The sequence below is a fragment of the Streptomyces sp. NPDC059900 genome, from assembly GCF_050270335.1.
In the GTDB taxonomy this organism is placed as follows: domain Bacteria; phylum Actinomycetota; class Actinomycetes; order Streptomycetales; family Streptomycetaceae; genus Streptomyces.
In genome coordinates this window covers 1-8,917 of record NZ_JBNNJZ010000343.1, presented here as the reverse complement: position 1 = coordinate 8,917, position 8,917 = coordinate 1, and the positions used below count along the sequence as shown (strand labels likewise).

Genomic DNA, 8,917 nt, shown 5'->3' with positions numbered 1-8,917 from the left:
GTGCTGGAGGACGGAGAGAGCGCTGGTGAGCAGGACGTACCAGGCGGTGGCGACCATCAGGAGCGGCACGACGCGGCCGTTGCGGCCGTAGATGACCTGCACCTGGTAGAAGAGTTCGCCGATCGCCATCACGGAGACGATCGACGTGCCCTTGAAGAGGGAGATGATCTCGTTGGCCGCGTTGGGCAGGATCGAGCGCATGGCCTGCGGCAGGATGATGCGGCGGATCTGCCGCAACCGGGGAATGCCGAGCGCCGCCGCGGCCTCCGACTGGCCGCCGTCGACGGACAGGACACCCGCGCGCACGATCTCGGCGGCGTACGCGGCCTGGTGCAGGGCGAGCCCCAGGACCGCCGCGCTCATCGCGCCGACGAGCCCCATCGTGTCGAAGGAGAAGAAGCCGGGCCCGAACGGAATGCCGAACTGGAGCTCCTTGTAGAGATAGGCCAGGTTGAACCAGAAGAGCAGCTGCACGATGAGCGGGATCGACCGGAACGCCCAGATGTAGGCGAAGGCCACCGCCTTCAGGAAGGGGCTGGCCGACAGCCGCATGAAGGCGATCACGATGCCGAGCGCGAAGCCGAGAGCCGTGCCGTAGAAGGTGAGCTGGAGGGTGACCCAGACGGCCTTGAGGATCACGTCGGCGGTGAAGAACTCGGCGAACACCTCCCACTCCCAGCCGGAGTTGGTGGCGAGGCCGTGCACGAACTGGGCCACGAGGACGGCCGTCGCGACGACGGCGGCCCAGCGCCAGGGGTGGCGCACGGGGACGACCTTCAGCGCGCCGAAGTCGTTCTTCGCGAGGGCGGTGTCACTGGCCGGCTCGCGCTCCGTCACGCTCATCGGGTGCGCTCCGAACCGCGCGCGTAGTGCCGCTCCACGTAGTACTGGCCGACGCTGAGCAGCGAGGTGATCACGACGTACCAGATGGTGGCGACCAGGAGCAGCGGGATGACCTGGTAGGTGCGGTGGTAGACGAGCTGCACGGAGTACAGCAGGTCCTGCACCGCGATCACGCTGACGATCGACGTGCCCTTGAGCGTGCCGATCAGCATGTTCCCGGCGGGCGGCACGATGGAGCGCATGGCCTGCGGCAGGACGATCCGGCGCCATCTGCGCCACCGGCTGAGCCCGAGCGCCTGCGCGGCCTCGATCTGCCCGCGGTCGACGGAGAGAATGCCGCCGCGCACCACCTCGGCGGCGTACGCGGCCTCGTGCAGGGTGAGCCCGATGACGGCGATGGTGATGGGCCCCAGGAGGTTCACCGTCTTGATGCCGAAGAGGTACGGGTACAGCGCCCCGATGTTGAACCAGAACAGCAGCTGCACCAGGATCGGCATCGACCTGAAGAGCCACACGTAACCCCAACTGACGCCGCGCAGAACGGGGTTGGACGAGAGCCGCCCCATGGCGAGGATCGCGCCGAGCACGAAGCCGAGCGCCATGACGACGGCGGTCAGCCAGAGGGTGAGCCACAGGCCGCGCAGTACGGACGCGGAGGTGAAGTAGTCGCCGACCACGTCCCACTGGAACGCTTCGTTGCGGACGACGGAGTTGACGGCGAGCGCGAGGAGCACGAGGACCGCGGCGGCGGCCACCCACTGACCGGCGCGGCGTTGCGGCACGATGCGCGGGAGGCCGGGCGGTGGCTCTTGCGGAGGGGCTTGCGCGGCTTTGGCGAGCGTGTCGGAAGACATGGCGAAGGCTCCGTGGATGTCGGAGATCTCCGGCGCACGGCGCGATCGCGTGGCGAAACGCTCGGCGGGAGATCACACACGGGTGATGCCTTCACACGGACCGAGCCCCTCAGCACGATCCGCCCTGAGAGTACGGGGCGCTTTCGGCCCGCTGTCAAGGCTGTCCAGGATATGAGCGTTAGGTCTCACGGCAGTTGACGCGGAAACGGATGCCTGTTCCACTTGCCCCATGCATCCGCAGCAGTGGCTGGTCACGCGCTCCCACATCGACTTCGGTCGAGTGTGGTCGGCGTCATGTTCGACGACTCTCTGAGCCGACCCCCTGCGCGCTGAGCCCCGCCGTTCTCGGGGCCTCTTCCGCCTCGCGTCTCCCGTGGACCGCACTTTCCGTGCGTCCGCGCGCCGTTGACCTCGCCTTCACACGCGTACACCGCCGCCGCGCCGTGCAGCACAGCTCCGCGCGACGGCATCCCCTCCCCCGTACGTCCGCTTCGCCCTGCCCTGCTGCCTGATGGAGACCGTCACGCCATGAGCAAGTCCCCCTATCCCCGCCGCATCCCGGCGGCCTTCGCCCTGATCACCACCGCCACCCTCACGCTCACCGCCTGCGGTTCCGGCGACTCGGCCGACACCACGGGCGGCGCGGCGCCCGCGGGCAAGAGCGACAAGATCCCCACGCAGGACGTGGTGTCCTCGGTCAAGAAGAACCCGGCGGCCGCGAAGCTCCTGCCTCCGGACGTACGGGAGCGGGGCTCGCTCAGTCTCGCGACCGCCGTCGGCGGCAGCCCGCCGGGCAACACCTACCTGGAGGACGGCAAGACGATCGTCGGCCAGGACGCCGACTTCGCGGCGGCCGTCGCCAAGGCGCTCGGCCTGGAGCTGAAGCGCGAGGCCGCGAGTTTCGAGGCGATCCTGCCTGCCCTGGACAGCGGGAAGTACGACCTGGGCACCGGGAACTTCGGCGTGACCGAGGAGCGGCGCAAGACCATCGACTTCGTCACGTACATCAACGACGGCCAGGGCTTCGCCGTGCGCGACGACAGCAAGCTGAAGAAGGTCACCGACTTCGGGCAGCTGTGCGGCCTGAACGTGGCGACCGGCGCGGGCACCACCTTCGAGGTCACCCTGGAGGACAACAAGCACGTCTGCGAGGACGCGGGCAAGAAGCCGTACAGCGTCAAGACGTACGCCGAGCAGGGCGCGATCTGGGGCTCGCTCCAGCAGGGCCGCACCGATGTGGTGATGTCCACGATCAACGGCCTGCGCTACGCGGTCGACCACCAGGAGGGCCTGAAGTTCCTCGGCGAGTACCACCGTCTCGACGTCGGGTTCGCCTTCAAAAAGGGCACGAAGCTGGCGCCGGCCTTCCAAGCAGCGGTGAACCAGCTGATCAAGGACGGCACCTACGACCGCATCCTGGAGAAGTGGGGCACCCGGGACTCCGCGATCGAGGAGTCCCGGATCTCCCCTCCGGAGATCAAGGACTGACTGCGGGTCAGGGGCAGCGCCCCGAAGGGGCGCGGGGAACTGCGCGACCAGGCCCAACGAACCCGCGGACGAAAGGACAGTCCCCGCCAGTACCTAAAGCCCGCAGTCACAGCAGGAGCAGCACTCGCAGCACGAGCAGCACCCGCTGTCGCCGCAGTTGTTGCAGCAGCCCTCGCGCTTCTTGCGGGACCAGGGGCCCTCGTACGAATCGGCGCAGCACAGCTTGCAGGTGCAGCACAGGCCGATGGCGACCGCGCACCCCGCCCAGAACCCCCGCTTGCCCGGCTTCGGCGGCTGCGGCTCGAACCCGGGCCCGCCACCGAAGCCACCAGGACCGCCGGGGCCACCAGGACCGCCCGGCCCACCGGGACCGCCGGGCACCCCGCCTCCGTACGGATTGCCGCCTCCGTACGGGGACTGCGGGCCGTACGGACCGCTGGAGGGAGGCCCGTACGGCCCGCCCTGGCCCGGTGGCGGCCCGAAGGAGCCGCCCTGATGAGCCGTCACCTCGTGGCTGTGCCCGCACGCGTCGGTACCGAAGGCGCGGTCCACGGAGCGCCCCAGCTCGTGCGCGAGCAGCATGTGGGCGAGCTTGCCGTCGGTGAATTCGGCGTCGCGCAGCGCGAGGCGGATGCCGTGCAGTGCGTCATCGGCAAGGCGCCTGGCCTCGGCGAGGCTCGTGCCGGTGGCCGTCAGGGGGTTCCACGCGCCCGACGCGGCGTCAGCTTCCTTGTCTTCCACGGCATCCAGGAGGTGCGCGAGCCTGCCGAAGAGCCTTCCCGCCTCCGCGAGCGGCTCGGCGTTGCCCGGCCTGCCCGCGATGACGGCGGTGTGCGCGAAGGCCGCCGCGGTCGCGGTCTCGGTCGGCTCGGTGACCGTGAGCAGGGAGGTGCCGGGGCCCGCCAAGCCCTCGATGCCGACCTGCCGTTCGACGGCGTCCAGCAGGACCGCCGTGTCGAAGCCCACGTCGGCGCCGGTGCGGGCGCCCGCCCGGTCCCAGCTCCGTGCCACCTTGCGGGCGGCGGCGGCCACCGGCCTGCGCGCCAAGAGGCCGTCCCCGTCGACGACGTGGTCCCGTACCTTCGCCGACGCGAGCACCAGCGAGACCGCGGCGGCGAGCCGTGCGCCCTCGCCCTGCGCGACGGACGCGGTGCGCATACCGCGCAGCGGACAGGGTCCCGCGGTACGGCGCCAGCCGGTGGCCTGCTCGGCCTGAGCCTCCGTCAGAACCGAGATGATCAGGCCGTCGTAGTTGGTCACGACCCGGGCGAACTGCCCGTGGTCACCGCGCAGCGCGAGGCAGAGCCCGCACAGATGCGCCATCCACTGGGTCTTGAGACCCTCGCCGAGTCGATGGCTGCAGGGCCTGACGATTCCGAACATACGACTCCCCCGTGAGCCTGTTTGCGATCAACCGGGGCATCGTATCGAGGAGGTCGTTCACCCGGACGCACCGCCCGTCACCCATACGCCGTGAAGAATCATATTTCACTCACTGTCAGCAGCCGTACACAGCAGGACCCTTGAGGACCATGAGAAACAGCGTGTTGACTCTGCACCAGTCCCGTCACGAAAACCCCGCGCGGCGACTATCCACTTGGCGCACTATCCGCATCATGGACGAACATGGGGATGCGGAACGCAGAAAGCCCGCTGTGAGAGGAGGCGTCCATGGGATCGGTGCGCAAGGCGAGTGCCTGGCTTGGCCTCGTCGACGACAACAACAACGACGAGCGTTACTACGACGGCTATGACGACGACGGAGCCGAGGGACCCGGCGATGCCTGGGTGACCGACCCGCGGGTGCGGGTGGCGAGCGAGGCGGCCGAGGAAGAAGGCCGCCGGATCGGGACCGTGACCCCGGACAGCTTCCGGGACGCGCGCGGCATCGGCGAGCTCTTCCGGTCCGGTGTCCCGGTCATCATCAACCTCACGTCGATGGAGCCCGGCGACGCCAAGCGCGTCGTGGACTTCGCCGCGGGCCTCACCTTCGGGCTGCGCGGCTCCATCGAGCGCGTGGCGACGCGGGTCTTCCTGCTGACCCCCGCCGACACGCACATCGTCAACGGGGAGGCCGCGAGCCGTCCGACGGACGGCTTCTTCAACCAGAGCTAGCGGGCGAGGCCGCTCACCGGAAGGCGTCAAGACCGGTGAGCGCCTTGCCCAACACGAGCTGATGCATCTCGACGGTGCCTTCGTAGGTGAGCACCGATTCGAGATTCGTCGCGTGCCGCATCACGGGGTACTCCAGCGAGATGCCGTTCGCGCCGAGGATCGTCCGGGAGGTGCGGCAGATGTCGATCGCTTCCCGTACGTTGTTGAGCTTGCCGAAGCTGACCTGCTCGGGGCGGAGCCTGCCCGCGTCCAGGCGCCGGCCGAGGTGGTGCGCCAGCAGGATGCCCTTGTGCAGTTCGACCGCCATGTCGGCGAGCTTGGCCTGGGTGAGCTGGAAGCCGCCGATGGGCCTGCCGAACTGCTCGCGCGTCCTGGAGTACTCGACGGCTGCCTCGAAGGAGGAGCGGGCGGCGCCCATGGCTCCCCAGACGATGCCGTAGCGCGCGTGGGAGAGACAGCTCAGGGGGCCCTTGAGTCCGGTGACCTCGGGCAGCACCGCGTCGGCGGGCAGCCGTACCTCGTCGAGGACCAGCTCGCTGGTGACGCTCGCGCGCAACGACCACTTGTGCTTGATCTCGGGCGCCGAGAAGCCGGGCGTCTCGGTGGGGACGACGAAGCCCCTGATCCCGTCGTCGGTGTGCGCCCAGACCACGGCAACCCCGGCCACCGAGCCGTTGGTGATCCACATCTTGCGTCCGGTGAGCACCCAGTCGGTGCCGTCCTTCTTCGCGAACGTGCGCATGGACGCCGGGTCGGAGCCGTGGTCGGGCTCGGTCAGGCCGAAGCAGCCGATGATCTCGCCCGCGGCCATGCCGGGCAGCCAGCGCTGCTTCTGCTCCTCGGAGCCGAAGCGGTGGATGGCGTACATGGCGAGGGAGCCCTGCACGGAGACGAGTGAGCGGATGCCGGAGTCGGCGGCCTCCAGCTCCAGGCAGGCCAGGCCGTACTGGACGGAGCTCGCCCCGGCGCAGCCGTAGCCCTCCAGGGACATGCCGAGCGCGCCGATCGAGCCCAGTTCGCGGGCGAGATCACGGATGCCGGGCAGCTCGCCCTTCTCGTACCAGTCGGCGATGTGCGGCAGGACGCGGTCGGCCGCCCAGCTGCGGACGGTCTCCCGGATCGCGAGGTCCTCCGGCTCCAGGAGGTCGTCGATGCCGAGGGGGTCGGCGGGGTCGAAGGGCGGCAGGGGTGTACGGCTGCGTGCGGACATCTCGGGCCTCCGGCGGCGCAAAAACTAGCAGTGGTAGTTACTAGGGTTCGCGCCGACGTTACGACGCGGGGTCGCGCAGGAACAAGGGCGGGTGGACGGGGGCGTTCCCCGGCCGGGGCCGGGAAGCACGTCAGCGGACGGACTCCGCGGGGACCTCCGCCTCGCTGCGGGGTGCCGGTACCCCCTGCTCGGGCAGCTCCGCGGCCGGCCCGCACTCCATGGTCCGCGGCAGCTTCAGCGCCATCAGCGCACCGAGCAGCAGCAGCCCCGCGCTGACGAGGAGCGTCACGTGCAGCCCGTGCACGAAGGACTCGCGCGCCGCGGTGCGCAGCGCGTCGCCCGCCCCGCCGCCGAGCCCCGAAGCGACTTCGTACGCCTCGCCGAGCGAGTGGCTCGCGGCGGCGCTCTCCCTGGCCGGGACGCCCTGCACGTTCGAGAGGCCCGGCGCGTACGCGGCGTTCATGACGCTGCCGAGCAGCGCGATGCCGATGCCGGCGCCCAGCTGGTACGAGGTCTCGCCGATCGCGGCGGCGCCGCCCGCCTGCGACTGGGGCGCCTCGCTGAGCATGGATTCGTACGACCCGAAGAGCGTGGTCTGCAGACCGAGGCCGAGCAGCACGAAGCTGGTGATCATCAGCGGGTCGTTGATCCGGTCGCCCATGCCGGTGAGGATCACCACGGCCACCGCGGTCAGGGTGAAGCCGGAGGCGACCATCGCGCGCGGGCCGAAGCGGTGCAGAAACTTCGATCCCGCAAGCCCCGCGACCATCGCGGCGACGGTGAGCGGCACGAGCCGCATGCCGGTCTCCAGCGGCGAGAGGCCGAGCACCAGCTGCAGATACTGCGCGGCGACCAGTTCCAGGCCCACCAGGGCGAGCATCGCCAGGACGATGCAGCCGAGCGAGGTGCTGAACGCGGGCCGCGCGAACATCGACAGGTCTATCAGCGGGTGCTCGCGCCGCCGCTGCCTGCGGACGAAGCCGATCAGGAGGGCCACGCCGACGAAGAACGAGAGGAGGGTCGTCATGCCGAACGGCGACTCTCCGCCGCCCGCCCGCTTCACCGCGAACACCAGGCCGAAGAGACCGCCCGCGGCCATCAGCGCACCGACGACGTCCCAGGGACCGTTGCGGTCGCCCGTCGACTCGGGCAGCAGCCAGCGGCCGATCGGCAGGCTGACCAGCATCAGCGGGATGTTTATCAGGAAGACCGAGCCCCACCAGAAGTGCTCGAGCAGGAAACCGCCGAGCAGCGGTCCGCCCGCCGCGCCGATTCCGGCCACCGCGCTCCACACACCGATGGCGACGGCGCGCTCACGCCGGTCGGGGAAGACCTGGCGCAGGATCGAGAGCGTCGCGGGCATGATCATCGCGCCGCCGATGCCGAGCAGGGCGCGGGCCGCGATCAGGATCTGGGCGTTGTCCGCCGTGGCGGCCACGGCCGATGCCACGCCGAAGAGGGCATAGCCGAGCAGGAGCACGCGTCTGCGGCCCACCCGGTCGCCGAGGGTGCCGAAGAGGATCAGCAGCGAGGCGCAGACCAGCGGATAGACGTCCACGATCCACAGCAGCTCTATGCCGCCGGGCTTCAGGTCCTCCGTGACCGCGGGCACCGCGACGTGCAGGACGGTGGCGTCCACGGCGACGAGCAGCAGGCTTACGCAGAGAACGACGAGCACCAGCCAGCGGTTGGCGCCACCCTGCGACCCGGGTACCCGACGGCCGGAAGGAGCGGTGGCCGTGGTTGAACCCGACATGTGCGATACCTCCCAGTGATCCCTCGCATCGGCGGCCCCGCGGGACGTGATCTCCCGGCTGGCGGCAACGAAAGGCGAGTGAGCCGTCAGAGTACGCGAGTTCACGGCAGTGGCGCGTGGCGGACCTCTCACGGTTGAGCGGAGAGGGTGTGGCGTACGCCACGCTGCCCACGCCTGGACCACGCACCCGACCGGGTGGCCGGTTCCCGCCTACGCCGATAATCGTGCCCGTGAACGACCTTGATCAGTGCTCGCCGCCGCCCTCGTACGGGGCCCGTGCGGGTGCCGCGCTGCGCCGCGCGGCACCCGCGCTCCTCGCCTATGCCGGGGTGCGCGCCCTCGGGGTCGCGGTGCTCGCGGTGTGGAGCGCGGCGGCGGGCAAGAGCGCGCACACGCTCCTCACGGCCCGCTGGGACTCGCTCTGGTACACCCGCGTCGCCGAGTTCGGCTACGGCTGGGAGGTGAAGCTCCCGGACGGCAGCGTGCACTCGAACCTCGCGTTCTTCCCGCTGCTGCCCTGGCTGGAGCGGCTCGTCTCGGCGGTCAGCCCGCTCTCGCACGCCGACGCGGGCCTGGTGGTGAGCTCGTTCGCGTCGCTCTGCGCCGCCACGGGGATCTTCGCGGTCGCCGATCACCTCTACGGGCGACGTG

Annotated in this window: 7 protein-coding genes and 1 pseudogene; 3 read left to right on the top strand and 5 right to left on the bottom strand. The window is 70.2% G+C overall.

The features are described from left to right. Both ACQKIP_RS31695 and ACQKIP_RS31690 read right to left on the bottom strand, forming a co-directional pair. Positions 1–843, bottom strand: an 843-nt coding sequence (locus ACQKIP_RS31695; RefSeq protein ID WP_427744844.1) for an amino acid ABC transporter permease, incomplete at its 3' end; no start/stop codon positions are given. After that, on the bottom strand, positions 840–1,697 hold the full coding sequence (locus ACQKIP_RS31690) for an amino acid ABC transporter permease (RefSeq protein ID WP_365859925.1): 858 nt from the start codon (positions 1,695–1,697) through the stop codon (positions 840–842). The genes ACQKIP_RS31695 and ACQKIP_RS31690, both read right to left, overlap by 4 nt. 528 nt (positions 1,698–2,225) lie before the next feature. Between ACQKIP_RS31690 and ACQKIP_RS31685 the strand changes: the two genes are divergently transcribed. After that, positions 2,226–3,185, top strand: coding sequence for an ABC transporter substrate-binding protein (locus ACQKIP_RS31685; RefSeq protein ID WP_365859924.1), 960 nt, complete (start codon positions 2,226–2,228; stop codon positions 3,183–3,185). A 93-nt stretch (positions 3,186–3,278) separates the two neighbouring features. Here the strand turns inward: ACQKIP_RS31685 and ACQKIP_RS31680 are convergent, their stop codons facing one another. After that, positions 3,279–4,568, bottom strand: coding sequence for a DUF5685 family protein (locus tag ACQKIP_RS31680; RefSeq protein WP_365859923.1), 1,290 nt, complete (start codon positions 4,566–4,568; stop codon positions 3,279–3,281). A 288-nt stretch (positions 4,569–4,856) separates the two neighbouring features. Between ACQKIP_RS31680 and ACQKIP_RS31675 the strand changes: the two genes are divergently transcribed. Continuing rightward, a complete protein-coding gene (locus tag ACQKIP_RS31675) occupies positions 4,857–5,300 on the top strand; it encodes a cell division protein SepF (protein ID WP_361195829.1) in 444 nt (147 codons plus the stop codon). Between the two features lie 13 nt (positions 5,301–5,313). Here the strand turns inward: ACQKIP_RS31675 and ACQKIP_RS31670 are convergent, their stop codons facing one another. Further along, positions 5,314–6,510, bottom strand: coding sequence for an acyl-CoA dehydrogenase family protein (locus ACQKIP_RS31670; RefSeq protein WP_365859922.1), 1,197 nt, complete (start codon positions 6,508–6,510; stop codon positions 5,314–5,316). 130 nt (positions 6,511–6,640) lie between these two features. Beyond that, positions 6,641–8,266 (bottom strand): MFS transporter, encoded by a 1,626-nt coding sequence (locus ACQKIP_RS31665; protein WP_365859921.1) that lies wholly within the window; start codon positions 8,264–8,266, stop codon positions 6,641–6,643. A 230-nt stretch (positions 8,267–8,496) separates the two neighbouring features. On the opposite strand from ACQKIP_RS31665, the pseudogene ACQKIP_RS31660 reads away from it, so the two are divergent. Further along, positions 8,497–8,917, top strand: a pseudogene (locus ACQKIP_RS31660) (hypothetical protein); the annotation flags it as partial.